This window comes from Methanobrevibacter millerae, from assembly GCF_900103415.1.
GTDB classification, from domain to species: Archaea; Methanobacteriota; Methanobacteria; order Methanobacteriales; family Methanobacteriaceae; genus Methanocatella; species Methanocatella millerae.
Genome location: NZ_FMXB01000008.1, coordinates 73,174 through 90,361, shown reverse-complemented (window position 1 = coordinate 90,361; position 17,188 = coordinate 73,174). Strand labels below are relative to the sequence as shown.

General features: G+C 38.5%; 19 protein-coding genes and 1 tRNA gene. 13 read left to right on the top strand and 7 right to left on the bottom strand.

The window, feature by feature from the left end; genetic code table 11:
• The first annotated feature begins 36 nt into the window (after positions 1-36).
• Positions 37-315: a zinc ribbon domain-containing protein gene (locus F3G70_RS06085; RefSeq protein WP_149731811.1), complete on the top strand. Its 279-nt coding sequence runs from the start codon at positions 37-39 to the stop codon at positions 313-315.
• Here F3G70_RS06085 and F3G70_RS06080 read toward each other — a convergent pair.
• The gene (locus tag F3G70_RS06080; RefSeq protein ID WP_149731810.1) at positions 312-1,157 is read right to left on the bottom strand and encodes a phosphoserine phosphatase; all 846 of its coding nucleotides are present in this window, start codon (positions 1,155-1,157) and stop codon (positions 312-314) included. The two genes, F3G70_RS06085 and F3G70_RS06080, sit on opposite strands and share 4 nt — an antisense overlap.
• 157 nt (positions 1,158-1,314) lie before the next feature.
• Between F3G70_RS06080 and F3G70_RS06075 the strand changes: the two genes are divergently transcribed.
• Entirely contained in the window at positions 1,315-1,899 is a 585-nt protein-coding gene (locus tag F3G70_RS06075) for a flavodoxin family protein (RefSeq protein ID WP_149731809.1), read from the top strand.
• A gap of 15 nt (positions 1,900-1,914) precedes the next feature.
• Here the strand turns inward: F3G70_RS06075 and F3G70_RS06070 are convergent, their stop codons facing one another.
• Positions 1,915-2,409, bottom strand: a complete 495-nt coding sequence (locus F3G70_RS06070; RefSeq protein WP_149731808.1) for a hypothetical protein — start codon at positions 2,407-2,409, stop codon at positions 1,915-1,917.
• A 9-nt stretch (positions 2,410-2,418) separates the two neighbouring features.
• The gene (locus F3G70_RS06065) at positions 2,419-3,042 is read right to left on the bottom strand and encodes an energy-coupling factor ABC transporter permease (RefSeq protein ID WP_149731807.1); all 624 of its coding nucleotides are present in this window, start codon (positions 3,040-3,042) and stop codon (positions 2,419-2,421) included.
• Positions 3,043-3,595: 553 nt separating this feature from the next.
• Here F3G70_RS06065 and F3G70_RS06060 point away from each other — a divergent pair.
• The 6 genes from F3G70_RS06060 to hisB all read left to right on the top strand — a co-directional run bounded on the left by F3G70_RS06060 (position 3,596) and on the right by hisB (position 10,302).
• Entirely contained in the window at positions 3,596-6,487 is a 2,892-nt protein-coding gene (locus F3G70_RS06060) for an FmdE family protein (protein ID WP_149731806.1), read from the top strand.
• Between the two features lie 62 nt (positions 6,488-6,549).
• On the top strand, positions 6,550-7,056 hold the full coding sequence (locus F3G70_RS06055; RefSeq protein WP_149731805.1) for a hypothetical protein: 507 nt from the start codon (positions 6,550-6,552) through the stop codon (positions 7,054-7,056).
• An 87-nt stretch (positions 7,057-7,143) separates the two neighbouring features.
• Complete coding sequence (locus tag F3G70_RS06050; RefSeq protein WP_149731804.1) at positions 7,144-8,706, top strand: flippase; 1,563 nt, start codon at positions 7,144-7,146, stop codon at positions 8,704-8,706.
• Positions 8,707-8,772: 66 nt separating this feature from the next.
• Positions 8,773-9,465 (top strand): TOBE domain-containing protein, encoded by a 693-nt coding sequence (locus F3G70_RS06045; RefSeq protein ID WP_149731803.1) that lies wholly within the window; start codon positions 8,773-8,775, stop codon positions 9,463-9,465.
• Positions 9,466-9,484: 19 nt separating this feature from the next.
• Positions 9,485-9,685: a 4Fe-4S dicluster domain-containing protein gene (locus tag F3G70_RS06040; protein WP_149731802.1), complete on the top strand. Its 201-nt coding sequence runs from the start codon at positions 9,485-9,487 to the stop codon at positions 9,683-9,685.
• Between the two features lie 38 nt (positions 9,686-9,723).
• Positions 9,724-10,302 (top strand): imidazoleglycerol-phosphate dehydratase HisB, encoded by a 579-nt coding sequence (gene hisB / locus F3G70_RS06035; protein WP_149731801.1) that lies wholly within the window; start codon positions 9,724-9,726, stop codon positions 10,300-10,302.
• Between the two features lie 77 nt (positions 10,303-10,379).
• On the opposite strand, the gene F3G70_RS06030 is transcribed toward hisB, so the two are convergent.
• A complete protein-coding gene (locus tag F3G70_RS06030) occupies positions 10,380-11,210 on the bottom strand; it encodes a F420-dependent methylenetetrahydromethanopterin dehydrogenase (RefSeq protein ID WP_149731800.1) in 831 nt (276 codons plus the stop codon).
• A 223-nt stretch (positions 11,211-11,433) separates the two neighbouring features.
• A tRNA-Val gene (locus F3G70_RS06025) sits at positions 11,434-11,505 on the bottom strand.
• Positions 11,506-11,614: 109 nt separating this feature from the next.
• On the opposite strand from F3G70_RS06025, the gene ilvE reads away from it, so the two are divergent.
• On the top strand, positions 11,615-12,538 hold the full coding sequence (gene ilvE, locus F3G70_RS06020; RefSeq protein WP_149731799.1) for a branched-chain-amino-acid transaminase: 924 nt from the start codon (positions 11,615-11,617) through the stop codon (positions 12,536-12,538).
• Positions 12,539-12,547: 9 nt separating this feature from the next.
• Complete coding sequence (uppP, locus tag F3G70_RS06015; RefSeq protein WP_149731798.1) at positions 12,548-13,381, top strand: undecaprenyl-diphosphatase UppP; 834 nt, start codon at positions 12,548-12,550, stop codon at positions 13,379-13,381.
• 24 nt (positions 13,382-13,405) lie between these two features.
• Here uppP and cobT read toward each other — a convergent pair whose 3' ends face one another.
• Together cobT and F3G70_RS06005 are read right to left on the bottom strand one after the other, a co-directional pair.
• On the bottom strand, positions 13,406-14,479 hold the full coding sequence (gene cobT, locus F3G70_RS06010) for a nicotinate mononucleotide-dependent phosphoribosyltransferase CobT (RefSeq protein ID WP_149731797.1): 1,074 nt from the start codon (positions 14,477-14,479) through the stop codon (positions 13,406-13,408).
• Positions 14,476-14,973, bottom strand: coding sequence for a hypothetical protein (locus F3G70_RS06005; protein WP_149731796.1), 498 nt, complete (start codon positions 14,971-14,973; stop codon positions 14,476-14,478). The genes cobT and F3G70_RS06005 overlap by 4 nt, the downstream gene beginning before the upstream one ends.
• 274 nt (positions 14,974-15,247) lie before the next feature.
• Here F3G70_RS06005 and F3G70_RS06000 point away from each other — a divergent pair, with 274 nt between their 5' ends.
• The 3 genes from F3G70_RS06000 to F3G70_RS05990 are packed head-to-tail and all read left to right on the top strand — an operon-like array spanning position 15,248 to position 17,181.
• Entirely contained in the window at positions 15,248-15,409 is a 162-nt protein-coding gene (locus F3G70_RS06000) for a preprotein translocase subunit Sec61beta (protein WP_149731795.1), read from the top strand.
• A gap of 48 nt (positions 15,410-15,457) precedes the next feature.
• The gene (gene hisF / locus F3G70_RS05995) at positions 15,458-16,282 is read left to right on the top strand and encodes an imidazole glycerol phosphate synthase subunit HisF (RefSeq protein ID WP_149731794.1); all 825 of its coding nucleotides are present in this window, start codon (positions 15,458-15,460) and stop codon (positions 16,280-16,282) included.
• Positions 16,279-17,181: a DNA glycosylase gene (locus tag F3G70_RS05990; protein WP_149731793.1), complete on the top strand. Its 903-nt coding sequence runs from the start codon at positions 16,279-16,281 to the stop codon at positions 17,179-17,181. Before hisF ends, F3G70_RS05990 begins: the two co-directional genes overlap by 4 nt.
• Positions 17,182-17,188 lie beyond the last annotated feature (7 nt).

The following is a 17,188-nucleotide window of genomic DNA, read 5'->3' as shown; positions in this document are numbered from 1 at the left end:
TATTTTTCTATTTTTTTTTAAAAAGAGGTTATTTTTATGGGTTTTTGCAATTCATGCGGCAGACCTATCGTTAAAGAGGATTACGGAACAAACAAAGATGGCAGTTTAAACCCCGAATTCTGCAAGGACTGCTTTCAGGACGGCGAATACACCGAACCTGACATTACCTTAACGGAGATGATTGTACGTAAATCCGAAGAGATGATGGAAAAAAATCCAAGATTGCCCGAAACCGTCGCTACAGGAATTACAACTAATTTTATCCCTGCGCTTAAAAGGTGGAATCCTGAATTTCAGGACGATTACGAATTTTAATGTTCATTATTTAAAATAAATTCTTTGACTTTGCTTGCTATATATTCGTCACGGCTTCTGGATGATTTAAGGATATACAGCTCTTCTTCCAAGTCATTGTATTTGTCGACCAGATCGTTATATTCAAGGCGCAAGTCATCATAATCCTTTTCCAAATCTTCATTTGCGGTAAACATTTCGGCGTATGAAGTTTTGGTGTTGAGATTTTCCTGCTTGAGCTGGTCGTATTTGTCGCTGACCTTATCATAGCTGGTTTTAATATCATCATTTTTCTCTTTCAGCGTGGAGCATTTGCTTTTGAGGTTTTTATTCTCTTCTTTAATGCTGGTGTATTTGGTTTTGAGATTCTCGTTTTCTATTTTCATGTTGACGTATTTTGTCTTGAGATTCTCATTTTCCTCAATCAATCTAGAATGTTTGGTTTTTATATTGGCGTTTTCTTCCTTTAAAAACGAAACTGCATCATTTTTAGTATCAGAATTAATGCTTTCCAAATTATTTATTTCGTTTTCTTTAGCGTGAAGCTCTTCTTTAAGTTCTTCTATTATTTTTTCATATTCTGAAGGATTTGCATCATTTAATAATTGCTCCAATTTTTCCACTTCCAACATATACAAATAAGTAGCTACCTTATTAGCGTTCAATTCTTCTTCTAGATTGTAAAATTCTTCCATTTCGGATTCTGGAATAATAAGGACTTCTTCCTGATTATTGTAGATATCTTCATTTTTAGGCACGGTAATTTGTATCTGCTCCGTAATGTATTTCTTTTTTTCACCATTTTTCAGAGTTCTGTGATACTCCCTTGAATATTTCTTTACTACTCCATGCCCTATTTTCATAAAATTCCTCAATAATCACTATTATATATAGTTTATGTTATTTAGACATTATAAATATTTTGTTGCCTTATATGCTTTTTTCTGAAATTTTGTTCATCGAAATATCAATTTTCTAAAAATAAGAGTATTAATATTGTTTGAACTAAAATATATTATCATGAAAGTTTTTGGAATTTGCGCAAGTCCCAGAAGCGCCACGACAGAATATGTTACTAAAAATGCCTTGGATAAGCTAAAAAGTCACGGTTTTGAAACAAGTCTATTTACATGTGCTGGAAAAACGATTAAACCCTGCATGCACTGTGACTACTGCTTAAAGAACAAGAAATGCATCATTGAAGACGACATGCTTGAGGTTTATGAAAATCTGCAGGAAGCCGACGGCATTATCCTTGCAACTCCAATTCAAAGCGGAGGCATATCAAGCAATATGGCAGCCATCATGGACCGAACAAGGGCTTTGGAAGCTGTTGATTACAATCTTTTAAGGGGAAAAATCGGCATGAGCATCGCTGTTGGAGGAGACCGTACCGGCGGACAGGATTTTGCCCATTTGAAAAATATTACTTATTTCATGATTCACGGAATCATTCCGGTAAGCGGCGGGCCTTTCGGATCAAACCTTGGTGCTTCCTTCTGGTCAAATGATAATATGGAAGATATAAAAAAAGATGAATATGGGATGGAGTCCCTTGATAGGACTTTGGTGGAATTTGAAAAGTTTTTGAAAAAATATATTTAGGTTAAAAAACCTAAATTAATTTTTCTTTTTTGATATTAGCACGCCGCCTGCAACGCCGATGATTAAACCTATTACGATTCCCATAGCCAACGGCATAGCAAAGCCCATGCCATTATCGCTTTCAACGTTTCCCGTTGGGGCGTTAATAATATCCTTTAATCCATGAAGTACGGTGTCGTTTGTAACGTCATCGACCACGATTATTCTTTTTGCCATTTCGCTGTGGTTTTTCACAAAGTCGTTACCGATGTCCTGATATGCGGTCATCAGTATTCTCTTGTTTGTATTGTTCACGCTGTGCTCAAGAATGTGGGCAACTTCATCTGCGGAAGTAAATTTGTAGACGCTGATGTTTATTCCGTTTGCATCAGCCAAATCTTTAACGAATTGTCCATTGGTTTCATTTGCAATAACCATTGTATCTGCGGTGACGTCAACGCCGTGAGCTGATACTGCGGCCATTGTAAGCAGTAAGACCAATGCCATAATTGATATCTTTAAATATTTCATTTCTATCACCTAAATTTTTTTAATTTCCATTATTTCAGGTTTTATTTTTTCAATTGCAGTAATAATTATCACATTTGCAAATCCTTCTATTATTGATATGAACAGGTAGAAAGGTATTAACGTTGCAAGAAGCACGTCAAAGTTCATTGCACCGGAAATCAATAAAACGGCCACCTGTCCAAAAGTGGCGGCCATTATTCCTATTATCGTTGATGCGAATATTGCAAACTTCTTATTCAAATCCTCAAGCAGCATGAAGAACGCATAGCATACGTAGGACAATATCAGTCCCATTACAATGAAATTCGCTCCCAGTATCGTGATTCCGCCCATATTAAGCATAATCGCCTGCATCAAAAGGCTTATGAATGAAACAATACTTGAGCTCAGAGGCCCGAGCAGAATCGCCACAAGCGGTATCAAAAAGAAGTGTATCGGAACGCCCAGCGGTGAAGGAATTGACAGGGAAGTTATTGTAATTGTAAACACGCTGAAAATAGCGATTGAAACTATCCTTTTTTCCTTTTGCTCATCCTTTGAGAATTTATAAAAGAATATGCAAACTATTATTAATGTAATAACCCAGTAAATGATTGCTTGATTCAAGGGTACTATTCCGTCAGGTAAATGCATTTAATCACCTTATTCTTAACTTTATTATTATTTGTATATTAATTTTTTTAAGAAAAGTATTATTTAAATTTTATTTATTTTATTATGCTTAATTTGTGGAAATCTAAATCGATTTTATTTTATTCGTATTAAATCTAACAAATAATATAATTATTGTTATATTGTGAATAAACATTGCTTATTTTTAAGATATAACATTGTTAATAGTATTACTAAAATTATTTGGCCAATGTCAGGCATTTTTTTAAAAAAATTTTAATTTCCATTGTTTATTTTTATATTAATTTAATCAACATGTCTTTTTATATCTATTTCGTGTTCAAATTTATTTATTTAATTATTAAACTGTTATAATTTGTTTTAATGTTTTGATTTTCTCGAAAAAGTAATACTTTTTTTAATTTTTTAATACTTATGATAATAACTATATTTATATTATTATTACTAAATAAATTATCCTTGTATTAATGTCCTGATAGACATGATACAATTATATATACAAATGGGAGGCTAAATTATTAGAAAACAGTTATTTTTACTTTTATCTATTGCAATGTTAGCATTATTTGTAATAGGTGGAGTATCTGCACAGGATGTTGATGATGCTTCCGATATTCTATTAGTCGATTCACCTTCTCAAGTTAACATTGACGTAAACTATGAATTTACTAATGATAATGGAAAGATAACACCAACATTTGATGCTGTGAACGCTACTGTCGAATCTCAGGATTACGATAGTGCAAACAAATATTATAATGTTAAAGTTAATTCTACACAGGCTTCAGACAAGCTTAATATTTCTATTTCCGCTCCTGGTTATTTAAGTCAATACAAACTGTTTGATGCCAACGGCGCATCTCCTGTAAAAGTCGACATGATAGCCAGTGACGCTTACAAATTAGGTCATGATGTAACTGCAAGGGCAGATGCATTGCTTAATTTCAAGGAAGCGGATGCAGTATTAGCTATTACTACTGCTGGCGTACCTAAATTAAACGGTAAAACCAGTGAAGCCGCATTTGATGGAATTCTTAACTATGCTACCGATTATATTTCTTATGGAAGAGGTAACATATTGATGTTACGTCAAACCGCTGTAGATCCAATTGATTTCTGTTTCGTAGTTAAAAAAGGAACTGAACTTACAGCAGCAATTTTCTTAAACGGAAAGACTGAAGAGGTATATCTCGGTACTATATCTGAATACATGACCACTTCACAATGGAATGCATTGTTTAAAGCGGTTGGTGGTGAAAACGCATTTTCATTCGCCAGTCTGGCAAATGGATGGTATGATGGTGTTACTTTTGACGTATTGCAGGAAGCAGCTTTCCACGGACACATCTGTGAAGGAACTCTTGGCGGATACACAATAACTAAAGCGTTACTACAATATTATCCTCCAATTCAAGAAACTGGAAACGGATTACAATCTCCTGGAGACATTACCTCTTATAAGGTATTGGGTATTCCTGGTGATTCATCCAACGATGCTGTAATCTTTTTCTTAGATGCAACTTCCGGTAAAACATCTTATGTCGGTTTTAATACCACATCTACCGGCGCTACTGAAAACATGATTGGTTTCATCCGCTGGAACGGTCAAACTAACAAGGGAACCATTATCGTAATGGAATACGACTCCGATGCAAACAAAGCATTGTTCGAAAAAGAAACCGGAATCACCGGTGACGGCAGTTTAGAACAATTAAAATACAACACCTGGTGGATTAACAGAATCTATGATAATCCGGCAAGTCTTGTTAACATTTTAATTGAAAAGGAAAACCTGACCAAAGAACAATACTTATACCTCGTCGGTGTTACTGATGACGATGATGACGGTGAAGGTCACGTTATCAACGCAACCAATTCCCACGGTTTGGACTATGCTTACATTCAAAGCTTGGACTTGCCTAACGCTACCCGTGACAACGTTATCGCTCATAAAGGTTCATTAACCTATGATGACTTCAAAGCTATCGGTCAGCAAGCTGCAAAAACAGCTATTGACATTTACGAAAACGAACTGGGCGTTAAAATCCGCAAGGACATGCCTAATTTGATGGTAATGACCTCAGCAGGTTACGTAATGATTAATGAACAGTCAACTGAAGGATGCTGGGACGGTTTATTTGAAGAGTTAGGATCAAGATTATCCAGAAAAACATTACTTCCGGACCACAAAGCTATCTGGACTCCATTATGGTTTAATTTCATATTAAAACAGGATGACGGATCCTTAATGAGCATTTACATGAGATACAATGCTGACGGTACATTTTATGTCGGTCAATACAACGGATCTAAAGTCTACAATATCAATATGACAACCTTAAACAATTCAGCCATTTCAGGCGGAATCAGTAAAGAAGCTTATATTGACGGCAATTACTTCAGTATCCAAAGTATTTCCAATGCATGGTCAGCAGAACCTTCATTCGAACAGATAATGTCATTCCTGTTCCACAATCACGCATGTCCGGGTGTACAGCCAGGATTCTTTATAGTTGATTACATTCAGGAAAATTTCCCATTGAATGAAAACCAATCCTACATTTACATCGCAAACGAACAGTACTGTAAGGACGACAGTCTCGAGTACATTTTGGATGTATCACCTGGTTTAGGTAATTATCTCGTTCAGAAATTGACAAGCGATGAATATAAAGGCGCTGACGATTTGGATGAAGAAGGTATTTTAATCATTTGGGATTCAGCCAACAATATTGGTCAGGCAGTTTCCATCTCTTACCAATGGCCTAGCCCAGATTTAAGTGGTTACGTTACTTCCGAATCCAAAAGAGCTGCACAGATTCAAGCATTCATTGACCTGTACAACGGCAATGAAAACCCAATCTTGACTGAGAATTATCATAAGGTAGCTCACAACGACAGCAGATGGATTACAGAAGAACAGTTACAAACCATTCTCTCCGGAGGAGAAGGCAGCAGCCTTAAATATCTAAGAAGTTTGGATGATATCAGTAAAGAAGATCTCTTAAAACAGATTGCTGAGAAAAATAATCAAAACAACAAAGAAGAATCAAACGGTACCAACACAAACACCAATACTGATTCTAATACCAATACTGATTCAAATGCAAACAGCAACGCTCAATCAAACAGCAATGCAAATGCAAACCCTTCAAGCACTCAGCAAGCTATTCCTTCCAGAACAACTACCCAAAGTAGTTATTCTAGCGTAGGCGTTTCAAGCAGTCCTGTAAGAACTTCAACTCAGGCATCCGAAGACACTTCATCCGAAAGTTCAGATGAAACTCCGTCTGACGAAAAATCATCCGACAGCTCAAAATCCTACGAGATTGAAAAGAAACCGGTTTCTAAATCTGGAGACAATAATCTTGTCTATGCTGTTATCGGAGCATTGATTATCGGTGCTTTGTTCGGTGTAGGATATATGAAAACTAGAAAAGACTAAATTTCAAGTAAAGGTTATTTTTAAAATAATCTTTATCTTTTTTTATTTTTAAGGTGATTTTAATGAAATACAAGTATTTGACGATTCTGATTACATTGATATTCGTTTTTTCATGCTTCAATGGTGTTTTTGCACACCCCGGCCATGGAACGGAATATGTTGAGGAGGTCTCATCTTCAGATTCAAGTCCTGCTCAGTCAGCTCCGGCTTCTTCATCAGGCGGTGCATCAAGTCAGTCTTCAGGCTCTTCACAGTCTGCGGCTCCATCTTCTTCCGGTTCAGGAAGCTCAGCTTCTTCAGAATCAGGGGGAAGTTCAGGCGGTTCTAGTTCTGGTAGTTCAGGAAGCTCCGCTTCAGGACAGTCTTCAGCCAATGCGGGCACTGCAGGTTCCGATACAACAAATTCCGCCAATATATCAAATAACACATCTGAAGTCAACACTTCTGCTGATGTTCAGCCGGCAAATGAAGATTCACAGTTGTTCAGTATGACAAACATCATAATTATGCTTGCTGCATTAGTTATCGGATTTTCAGCTGTAATATTAATATCAAAGTTTTTCAAGTAGATTTTTTCTACACTTATTTTTTACAATTACATTTAAATATTAAAATCTATTTATATTAATCTATACTAATTTTTTAATGGTTATATTATGGCAAATAAGTTGATAAGAGGCAGTTTAATAATCTTTGCAGGTAACATCATATTCCGTATAGGCGGATATGTCTACCGTTTTTTAATGGCTATGCTTCTTGGACCAACAATGTATGGTGTTTTAGGACTTACTTTGCCGTTTCAGGGAATTTTCCAGACTTTAGCAGCAGGAGGACTTCCGCCGGCCATTGCAAAATACGTTGCAGAGTACAATGCCGTTAATGACTCGGATATGGCCCGACAGACGATTTTCACGGCCTTAAAGATAATGGTATTTTTAGGCCTTTTCTTCGGCGTGCTGATGATTTTTGTCGTCGCTCCGTTTTTGGCATACCATTATTTAGGAAAACCTATTGCGCTGGTTCCGCTGCAGATTGTCGGTCTCATCACTCCTTTCAGCGTAATCGTAGGCGCTTTCAGGGGAGCCTTCCAGGGCGTTTACAAGATGGAATACATTCTCTATACACGTGCCATCGAACAGCTCGGTATGATTCTTTTTGCAACAGCATTCGTTCTGATTGGCCTTTCAACCGTCGGGGCGCTGTGGGGTACAGTTTTAGGTTACTCCTTATCTGCCGTATCAGCGGTTTATATCTTCAAGGTTTACATGCCTAAATACCTTCCCGATGCCAATCCTGATTTTGTATTTACCAAAAGACAGGAATTAAGACTTGCCGGAACTTTGGTCAAGTTTTCCATCCCGGTAATTATCACGGCCATTGCTGAAATGCTCATTTACAATATCTGTACCATTGTCATGGGCAAGTTCCTGACTTTAGATGCAGTCGGATTTTTTGCAGCGGCCGATCCTATTGCGCGTCTGCCTTTGATGATTTCAATTTCAGTTGCAACCACGATTTTACCGGCATCTTCCGAAGCCTTTAAGCTAAAAGACATTAATGCATTGCAGAGATACGTAAACGAATCATATAAATACTCATTGCTCTTTGTCGTACCGATGTGTATAGGACTTGCCTTGTTTGCTGCCCCTACATTAAGGGTACTCTATTTTGCAAAGCCCGAATACGTTGCAGGTGCTTCCGCACTGGCGATTTTGGCTATAGGAATGACATTCTATTCAATTTTTTCAATTTCCACTAGTATCGTTCAGGGTATCGGAAATCCCCGCATTCCAATGTACATCTTAATATTCGGAGCCGTAGTAACGGGCATTTTATGCTGGATACTGGTTCCTGTCATGGGAATTGCCGGAGGCGCATTGGGTACTACAATCGGATGTTTTGTCATGATGGTTCCGGTAATCTATTTTGTGTTCAAGTTAACGAAGGCAAAGGCCCAGAAGCTGGCCGTATTCAAGATAATTGCGGCTACGGCAATAATGGGATTATTCGGACTTTTCATTCCAAAGACCACATTATGGTTATTCCCTGGTATTGTAGCATGTATCATCGTTTATTTCTTCGCACTGATTCTGGTTAAATTCTTCACAAAAGAGGACATTGAGTCTTTAAGGGAATTATCATCAAAATTCGGTCCCCTTTCAGTCATTGCAAATAAACTCCTTAACTTTGTGGAAAAGATTGAATTCAGAAACAAATAATAGAAAATCTTATTATTATATAACGTATATAAATATTCATGTTATATATCTTTGGAGGATTATAATATGACTGATGTAAAAGCAGGTGTTGAATATAAGATTAACGTTGACGGTAATTCTTTTCTGCTTGACAACAAGAAATACCAGCTACTTGAATCCATTTTAGACACCGGTTCCTTAACGGAATCCGCTAAAATCGTCAAAATATCTTATAGGACAGCACTGAACTATATTGACAAGATAGAATCTACTCTTCAAGTTAAAATTGTGAGTACTTCTAAAGGCGGAAAAGGCGGTGGTGGGGGCACTACCTTGACCGAAGAAGGTTATTCTATCTTAAAGGAATGCAAAAAAATAAATGCAATTATGGAACTTCATAAGGACGTTAATGAAATCGAATCTGAAGTCATAGCAATCGATGATGCAAAAGGCGTCATGACAGTTAAGATGAACAGCTTCGAAGTTAACATTCCTTTGAACAAGAACTATGAAGTTGGAGATAAGGTTTTGGCATTAATAAGCTATGACAATATCTTTTTGATGCTTGAACCGCAGAAATCCAGTATCCGAAATATAATCAAGGGTACTATTGTCGAAATGAGACTCAATGCTGAGATCATTCGCGTCAACGTGGACGTTGGGGGAGTAAATATCTATTCAGACATTACTGTGTCCGCCGAGAAGGAACTGAATCTCACCATTGGTAAGGAAATCTATATTGGATTTAAGGCGATGTCTGTAGCAACTTTAAAATTGTGATTAATTCTAAGGTGAGGTAATGTTACAAATTGAGGTTGATGAATCTAAATGTATAGGCTGCGGCAAGTGCTATGAGATTTGCCCGAAAGCGCATAAAATCTGGAAAATTACAAGCGTTGCACATATATTGGATTTAAGATATTGCCATGTTTGTACGCTATGTGCAATGGAATGCCCTACACAGTGCATTAAAATAATACGTGACGGGCCAGATGAATGAATCCTTGAGGGTAAAATTAATTATTTAGGTGTGTTGTAATGAGTCGAATAGCTAATGTTGAGAGAAAAACATCAGAGACTGATATTGAAATTAAGATGAATCTTGACGGTGAGGGAAAATACGATATTTCCACCGGTGTGAACTTTTTCAATCACATGCTGGAATCCTTTTCAAAGCACAGCATGATCGATTTGGAGGTTAAGGCCGAGGGGGACATCGAAATAGATGATCACCACACTATCGAAGATGTTGGAATTCTTCTTGGTGAAGCCTTTAGCGAAGCTATCGGCGATAAGGTGGGCATAAAAAGGATGGCTCACGCAATCGTTCCGATGGACGAGTCAGTTGCAACTGTAGCGGTCGATATCAGCGGAAGAAGCTACTGTAACATGAACTTGAACTTTAAAAACGAAAAAATCGGTGACATGACTGCAGACATTGTTGTCCATTTCTTCGAATCATTTGCATCCTCAGCCAAGTTGAATATCTATGGCGAAGTCAGGGGCGCAAATGATCACCACAAGGCAGAGGCTATCTTCAAGGCCTTTGCAAAATCTTTAAAAGAAGCTGTTAAAATAGAACACAATCAGATTCCATCTACGAAAGGTGTTCTATAATCCTTTCTATTTTTCTTTATTTTTTTGATGGTTATTCTTTAAAAAAAAGTTAAAAAAATAAGTAGATGTTTGTCTACTTATTCTGGTTTTGAGATTAAATCGGTTTTGCGGCCGACAGCTCCTTCTTTCATGTGAGGAGTTCTTAAAACAGTGTCGTTGCCTTTTTCGATTTCTCTTGCTTCACCAGCTAATGCTGCAGCAGCAGCAGCGATTTCGTGAGCAGCAGCAACTAAAGGAATGAAGTTTTCGTATCCTTTGGTCATGAAACAGCCTTTCATGTCTAAGTTTGCAACGGATCCAGCCATTTCGTATGCTGCAATAGCTTTAGCTTTTGCGTATGGGTTAGCAAATTCGCCTGCTTCAACAGCTTTTTCAGCGGTAACAATGAGTTTTGGTAATTCGACTTCTTCACCAGCTTCAACAGCAGCGATTACGCCGTCGAGAGTTTTTTGTACTAATCTTAATGCACCGGTTTCTGCTAATACTTTGATGATATCAGCGTTGAAGATAGCCATTTCAGTTGGGTCTAACCATTCTCTTTTTGCACCAATCATTGGGTCGGACATTACGATAATGTAACCGAGACCTTGTTCGTCCATTTCATCTTTCTTACCTTTACCTGGTGCGTCACCGATGATGATAGCAGGAATGTCTACTTCAGATAAGAGTTCTCTTGCTTTAGCAGGACCTGGAGCTCCTGGGTTTGGGCTGACGAAAATGCAGAAATCAGGGTCGAATTGTTCTAATTTAGGTACGACTTCTTCTACTTGTTCCGGGTTCATTTTTGCACCGGATCCAAATACTCTTACGTCAATATTTGGTCTGTCTGCTCTTTCATCTAATAACAAGTCTAAAATTGGAGAAGTTCCAATATTTCCACTTCTTAAAATACAAATTTTAACTACCATATTAAATATCTCCTATATTTGTAATATTAAATATGAAAAGAAAATTATTTAAATCTTATTATTTAATTGTTGCAGGCGTTTAACAACAGATTTCATTAAATAATGTTCAATATTATAAAAAATATATTATTTTTTGTTAGTATGTTCATAATGCCTGAATAAATGATAAAATATATACAATTAAAAAAAGTCTTTAATTCGGTGAAAAGGTAATAAAAAATAGTGGTTCCGACGAGATTCGAACTCGTGATCCCCTCCTTGTAAGGGAGGTATCATACCACTAGACCACGGAACCAACAAATTATATTATGATGTTAATCTTATATAAGTGTTTCGTAATACAATAATTAATTTTAAATAAAAACAATTCCATATATTTAATCACAAAAAAAGATGTGATAAATATGGCTTGGGATGATACAGCAAGTAAAGTATGGATGGACGGAGAATTCGTTGACTGGAAAGACGCAACAATCCACTCACTTTCTCATGTAGTCCACTATGGAACAAGTGTTTTTGAAGGAATACGTGCATATAGCAACGAAAACGGTACCGCTGTTTTCCGTTTAAAAGAGCATGTAAGAAGGTTATTCGATTCTGCAAAAATCTATAAGATACCTATTCCATACACCGAAGAGGAAATTGCAGAAGCAATCAAGGAAACCGTAAGGGTCAATGATTTAAAATCATGCTACATACGCCCAATTGTTTTCAGAGGATACGGCGAATTGGGAGTAAACCCATTGAACTGTCCTGTAAACGTCGTCATTGCAGCCTGGGACTGGGGATCATACCTCGGAGAAGAAGGAATGGCAAACGGTGTTGATATCGGTGTTTCCTCATGGAGAAAACCTGCTCCTGACACTTTCCCTGCAATGGCAAAATGCGGAGCCAACTACATGAACTCCCAGCTGGCCAAAATCGAAGCTATCGAACACGGCTACGATGAAGCAATCATGCTTGACTACACCGGATACGTTTCAGAAGGAAGCGGAGAAAACATTTTCCTCGTTGAAGACGGCGTACTTCACACTCCGTCACTTGGATCTTCAAACTTAAGGGGAATCACCCGTGATTCAATCATTAAGGTAGCAGGCGATTTAGGTTATGAAGTAATTGAAGAAACAATCTCCCGTGAAAGGTTATACCTCGCTGATGAAGTATTCTTCACCGGAACCGCCGCTGAAGTAACTCCAATCAGAACAATCGACGGTAAAACCATAGGAATCGGTAAAAGAGGTCCTATTGCCGAAAAAATACAATCAACATTTTTTGAAATCGTTGAAGCTAAAATCGAAGACAAATACGGCTGGTTAGATTACATTTAGGTGTGTTAGATGAACATCATTCAGGGAATTATTATTGGTATCGTCCAGGGATTGACGGAATTCCTGCCAGTAAGTAGTTCCGCACACTTAATATTTATTCAAAATATCTTAGGTGTTGAAAGCTCCTTGGCTTTCGATACTTTTCTTCATTTGGGAAGCCTGCTTGCAGTCTTGATTTATTTCCGTGCGGACATCTACAAGATGATTTTGGCATGGGTGTCAAGTGTCGGGGACATATTGCAGCACAGATTTAAGGAAGGCTTTTACTCAGACCCATATAAAAGGCTTGCATGGTACGTCATTTTGGCAACCATTCCAGTAGCCCTTGTGGGCGTACTGTTTGAAAGCCAGGTCGATGCATTGTTTGCCGGCGCATTGTACGTTCCGGGATTCTTTTTATTTGTTACGGGTACTATACTGTACTTGTCTCAAAGGATGGCCTCCGGTCAGATTGACATGTCCCATATGGGATGGTTCCAGTCTCTATTTATGGGGTTGGGCCAGGCCTGTGCTATAATGCCTGGGTTATCCCGTTCAGGTACGACAATCGCCGCTGGTCTTGTAATAGGCCTTGACAAGGAATTCGCCGCAAAATTCAGTTTCATATTGTCAATTCCAGCTATTTTCGGTGCATTCGTACTCCAGCTTAAAGATATCGGACTTTCAATGAGCGGTGACGGCGCAGCAATCATTTTAGGATTCGTTGCGGCATTCGTTTCAGGATACCTTGCAATCAAATGGCTTCTTGATCTGATTCAAAACAAAAGCCTGGATATATTCTCCTACTACTGCTGGATTGTAGGAATTATTGTATTTATGGGTTCAATAGCCCACATATTCTAAAAAAAGTAATAATGTAGTTTTTAATTAACTACATGTTTTTTCTATTTTTCTTCTTAATTTTTCAACGGGTACTCCGCGAGCCAAAGCGGTAAACATCGCTCCTCCGGCACCTGCACCTTCCTTTACAAAGCCGTCAAGATAATTTCTGAGTCCTTCATGCTCGGATTCATCAAATTTAGGGTCAACGGAGTGAAGAGTAATGTCCTCGTCAATCTGCTTTAAAAGGCCGAGCAAATCGGCTGTCTCATCGCCCACGACAAAGACGGTCGTTGCAAGGTTGATTCTTGAAAAGTCAAATGAAGGCTTGATTGATTTTACGACAGCGCATACCGCAGCCATCTGAGTTCCGCCTGCTAAAATTATAGGAATCTGTCCGTCAGCTCCCAAAACCAGTCCGGATACGGCGGCAAGAATAGGATCACCCACGGCACCTATTGCCTGAAGACCGTCGATATTGTCGGTTTCAGGATTTAATCCTGCGTTTTTAAGTCCCTCATCCACTACTTTCGTTTTTAAATCATGTGGATTGTGGGGCATGCTTCCGCTTACCTTCTCGTTTGCGTCATAGTTTAAAGCTCTCAGGACCCCCAGTGCGGTCGTTGTTCCGGCGGCAATGCTTTCACCGATTATCAGCATCGGATGGCGCCTTGCAAGCTCAGCACCCAATTCACGGGCGTTTTCATATATTTCCAATGGGTTTAAAACACCTTTTCCGGTTCTGATGTCCCTTCCGTATTCGTTTCCAAGCCTGTTGCATTCTATGCTGGGCTTGATTTTACATCCCGCATCCACAATCGTAAATGGAATGTCTGCAATTTCCAGTGAAGCCTTTGTAAGCATGGACGGAGTCGGTGCTGCGGCCTTTCCGACAACGGTCTGCGGAATTTCATCCATGCACTCGACGTGGCCCAAAACCATAATTTCAGCATCTGCAGCCGGAGTGTATTCCGTCAGTTCGGGGGATGCTCCCGCACCGGAAAGACCTGGAATCAGTGAGGTTTCGGTAGTTCCGATGGTGCAGACGAAAACCGGGTCGATTACCTTTGCCAGGTATTCCATCAGTTCCTCGGATCCGTAAGTGGTAATTCCATCAATCATAATTTTTCCTCTATCTTAGTCAGTAATTCAATGATGACCTTGTTCTGGTTAAGCATCTTCTGATTTTGCAGAAATATTCTGTTTAAAAGATCTTCAGTGGTTTTAGGTTCCCTTCCGGTCAGTTTCCTGCCGTCCCTTGCCCTTGGCGGGACGCTGTTTAAAATTTCGTTAGTCGTTGGTGGCTCCTTTGGCCTGGCCGGAATCATTCCCTTGCTTTTATTGGCGTCGGATTCGATTTGATCGACATAGCTGTGTGAAACTTCCTTTTTTCCCTTTTCGTCAAGAAGCTCCATAAGACGTCTGTCGACAGCATCTTCGCCTACAAGCATTTCCTGTTCCACTTCGTGATATAATCTTTTTTGAATATTGTACGCATCATAAATAGGGATGCCTCTTTTCTGCGTTTCTTCCTTAAAGGCATCATTGATATGAATGTCACCAGTTAACTTGTTAACCCTTTTTTCTTCAACAGTATTTGTATTATAAAATCCCATGTTAATAGAATATGTTTTCATTAATTAAATATTTTTTTTTACAAGTTGCCGCATTATTATCATGGCTTGTTTTTTTCCGCAATAAGATAAATATTGCAATTCACAAAATTGCAAATTAAACGGCATATTTTAGGAATTAATAAAGATAATTAATGAGAAATTTTAACTTTTTTGCTTTTTCAACGATTTTAGCTATAAAATCAATAAACATTATATACTATGAAAAAAATAATTAATAACAGTTATTTTAATAAATTAATTGAAAGGAGATATTATGGCAAAAAAAGATAATAAGATTTCAATGCCTCAAACTGGTGCTGGTTTGGTAAGGTATTTTGATGAAGAAAGTGTAGGTCCAAAACTTTCTCCAGAGCACGTTGTAGTTTTAACTATTATTTTAGCTATATTCTGTTTCGTTTTAAGATTCTCAGCTTAATCATATTGTTTTTAAAAACAATAACTACTTTTTTTCTATTTGATTGTTATGTTGACCAAAAGAATTATTCCATGTCTGGACTGTGATTTGCAGGTTCCCGAGGGAAGGGTTGTAAAGGGCGTTGAATTTAAGGAAATCAAGTATGCAGGAAACCCTGTAGAGCTTGCAACCCGCTACTATGAGGAAGGGGCAGACGAGGTTGTCGTTTTAGACATTACTGCATCCCATGAAAGGCGTGCCACAATGGCTGATGTTATCGACAGGCTCACCGAAAACGTATTCATGCCTATTTGCGTCGGCGGAGGAATCAGGAAAGTCGATGACTACATCAAGATGCTTAAGGCCGGAGCGGACAAATGCTCAACGAACACCGCAGCCATCAAAAACCCCGAGTTATTAACTGAGGCTTCTAAGGTTGTAGGTTCACAGGCCGTAGTCATAGGAATCGATGCCAAAAGAAGGTATGTTGACCATCCCGATGACGCTAAAGACAAAATAGTCATAGAAACCGAAAAGGGATACTGCTGGTTTGACTCAAGCATCTACGGCGGACGTGAATTCACGGGAATTGATGCGATTGCATGGGCATGCGAGTGTCAGGACCGTGGAGCCGGAGAAATCCTTTTGACCAGTATGGACGGCGACGGAACCCAGGCGGGATATGACATTGAATTGAACAAGGCGATTAATGATGCGGTTGACATTCCGGTTATTGCAAGCGGAGGCGTCGGCGAGCCTAAAGACATTCTTGACGTATTTGAAAAGACAGACGTTTCAGCGGCTCTAGCAGCCAGTATTTTCCATTTCAACCAGTATTCAATCGGCGAAGTTAAAAAATACTTGAAAGACAATAACGTGGCAGTCAGATTATGATAATCAAAGCTCCAATTGACTTAGAATTAACCCAGATTTCCGGTCAGACTTCACAGCCTCCATGGATTTGTAAGGATAATGTTTTCACCGATGTGGTTTGTGTAGACGGCGAATATTCTATTTTCAGTGTCAGGCAAAGCGATGATTTTCTGGATTTCACTTACACTGGAAATGCAACTGAAAAGGCAGCTTTAGAGAATGTCAAAAAAATCTATGATCTGGACTTTGATTTGCCTAGGTTTTATGATTACCTTGACGGTCATGATGAGTTAAGGGAAATGTCAAAGTTCTGCAACGGATTAAGGCTTTTTCAGGCAAAAGACCCATTCGAATGCATAATATCTTCAATATGCTCAGCCAACAATTCAATAAAGCGCTGGACAAGGTCCATAAGCGATATGAAAATGAAATGGGGTCGAAATTTCAACGATTACTATACTTTTCCTGATATCGAAACTTTGCAAAAAATTTACTTGGATGACGAAGATGAGCTTTCAAAGTGCGGATGTGTCAATGACAACAACCTTAAGTGCTGCGGAGTAGGATACAGGGCAGAATACATGAGAAAGGCAAGTGAAATTTTTTCACTTGAAATAGACCTTTCGGAAATTCCTAAAATGTCTTATGACGAGGCATTTGAAACTGTTTTAAAAGTGCCCGGCGTCGGACCTAAGGTGGCAGACTGCATACTCCTTTACGGATTCGGTTTTAAAGAGGCTTTTCCAAGTGATGTGTGGATAAAACGCATAGTGTCCCATTTATACTTCGGTGGAAAGGACATAAAGGTCGAAAAGGTAAGGGAATTCGGAATGGAAGAATTTGGCGATTATGCAGGATATGTCCAGCTGTACATGTTCCATTATGCACGCAAATCAGGCCTGATGGAAAAGTTAAAATAATTTTTTT

What these genes read in the sequence shown, in the direction of transcription:
- F3G70_RS06085 (WP_149731811.1), top strand. Translation starts at nt 37, where the DNA reads ATGGGTTTTTGCAATTCATGCGGCAGACCTATCGTTAAAGAGGATTAC.
- F3G70_RS06080 (WP_149731810.1), bottom strand. Translation starts at nt 1,157, where the DNA reads ATGAAAATAGGGCATGGAGTAGTAAAGAAATATTCAAGGGAGTATCAC.
- F3G70_RS06075 (WP_149731809.1), top strand. Translation starts at nt 1,315, where the DNA reads ATGAAAGTTTTTGGAATTTGCGCAAGTCCCAGAAGCGCCACGACAGAA.
- F3G70_RS06070 (WP_149731808.1), bottom strand. Translation starts at nt 2,409, where the DNA reads ATGAAATATTTAAAGATATCAATTATGGCATTGGTCTTACTGCTTACA.
- F3G70_RS06065 (WP_149731807.1), bottom strand. Translation starts at nt 3,042, where the DNA reads ATGCATTTACCTGACGGAATAGTACCCTTGAATCAAGCAATCATTTAC.
- F3G70_RS06060 (WP_149731806.1), top strand. Translation starts at nt 3,596, where the DNA reads ATGTTAGCATTATTTGTAATAGGTGGAGTATCTGCACAGGATGTTGAT.
- F3G70_RS06055 (WP_149731805.1), top strand. Translation starts at nt 6,550, where the DNA reads ATGAAATACAAGTATTTGACGATTCTGATTACATTGATATTCGTTTTT.
- F3G70_RS06050 (WP_149731804.1), top strand. Translation starts at nt 7,144, where the DNA reads ATGGCAAATAAGTTGATAAGAGGCAGTTTAATAATCTTTGCAGGTAAC.
- F3G70_RS06045 (WP_149731803.1), top strand. Translation starts at nt 8,773, where the DNA reads ATGACTGATGTAAAAGCAGGTGTTGAATATAAGATTAACGTTGACGGT.
- F3G70_RS06040 (WP_149731802.1), top strand. Translation starts at nt 9,485, where the DNA reads ATGTTACAAATTGAGGTTGATGAATCTAAATGTATAGGCTGCGGCAAG.
- hisB (WP_149731801.1), top strand. Translation starts at nt 9,724, where the DNA reads ATGAGTCGAATAGCTAATGTTGAGAGAAAAACATCAGAGACTGATATT.
- F3G70_RS06030 (WP_149731800.1), bottom strand. Translation starts at nt 11,210, where the DNA reads ATGGTAGTTAAAATTTGTATTTTAAGAAGTGGAAATATTGGAACTTCT.
- ilvE (WP_149731799.1), top strand. Translation starts at nt 11,615, where the DNA reads ATGGCTTGGGATGATACAGCAAGTAAAGTATGGATGGACGGAGAATTC.
- uppP (WP_149731798.1), top strand. Translation starts at nt 12,548, where the DNA reads ATGAACATCATTCAGGGAATTATTATTGGTATCGTCCAGGGATTGACG.
- cobT (WP_149731797.1), bottom strand. Translation starts at nt 14,479, where the DNA reads ATGATTGATGGAATTACCACTTACGGATCCGAGGAACTGATGGAATAC.
- F3G70_RS06005 (WP_149731796.1), bottom strand. Translation starts at nt 14,973, where the DNA reads ATGGGATTTTATAATACAAATACTGTTGAAGAAAAAAGGGTTAACAAG.
- F3G70_RS06000 (WP_149731795.1), top strand. Translation starts at nt 15,248, where the DNA reads ATGGCAAAAAAAGATAATAAGATTTCAATGCCTCAAACTGGTGCTGGT.
- hisF (WP_149731794.1), top strand. Translation starts at nt 15,458, where the DNA reads ATGTTGACCAAAAGAATTATTCCATGTCTGGACTGTGATTTGCAGGTT.
- F3G70_RS05990 (WP_149731793.1), top strand. Translation starts at nt 16,279, where the DNA reads ATGATAATCAAAGCTCCAATTGACTTAGAATTAACCCAGATTTCCGGT.